Below are 799 nucleotides of genomic sequence, written 5' to 3' on the forward strand. Positions count from 1 at the left end.
TAACGACGACGGCCATTGATGTGGATGAAGAGCTGCTGAACCGCTGTCTGGTGTTGACGGTCAACGAATCGCGCGAGCAGACGCAGGCCATCCACGCCATGCAGCGGCACCGCCAGACGCTGGCCGGGTTGCTGGCTGACTCGGAAAAAGGCTATCTGACGCAGTTACACCAGAACGCCCAGCGCCTGTTAAGGCCGCTGAAAGTAGTCAATCCTTACGCCCATCAACTGACGTTCCTGTCAGACAAAACCCGGATGCGGCGCGACCACATGAAATACCTGACGCTGATACAGGCCATTGCCCTGCTGCACCAGTATCAACGTGAAGTGAAGAAAACGACCCACCGCGGACAGGTCATCGAATATATCGAAGTCACCCAAGACGATATTGCCCTCGCCAACCGGCTGGCGCATGAGGTGCTGGGACGCACGCTGGATGAAATGCCGCCGCAGACGCGCAAGCTGTTGCTGCTGATACAGGACTGGGTACGGGAAACCGCCGGACAACAGGCAGTCAGGGTCGATGAACTGCATTTTACCCGGCGGGATATTCGGACCGCTCTGCACTGGGGCGATACGCAACTGAAAGTGCATCTGGCGCGGTTGCTGGAAATGGAATACCTGTTGCTGCATCGCCGCGGGCTGACCTATGAATATACGCTGCTGTGGGATGGTGAAGATACCGGGCAACCGCATCTGTGCGGATTACTGGAGATGACTGAATCTCTGTCAGAAACGACAGGCGATGCGTTCCGGTCGGGGTCAGAGGATATTCAGTCGGGTACAGGTCGGGGCAGGGT

At 57.4% G+C, this 799-nt stretch carries 1 pseudogene; it reads left to right on the plus strand.

Going from position 1 to position 799, the window contains the following annotated elements:
- A pseudogene (locus tag LGZ98_RS23930) lies at nt 1–799 on the plus strand (DNA primase); the annotation flags it as partial.

The sequence above is a fragment of the Photorhabdus kayaii genome (genome assembly GCF_025384895.1).
In the GTDB taxonomy this organism is placed as follows: Bacteria; Pseudomonadota; Gammaproteobacteria; order Enterobacterales; family Enterobacteriaceae; genus Photorhabdus; species Photorhabdus kayaii.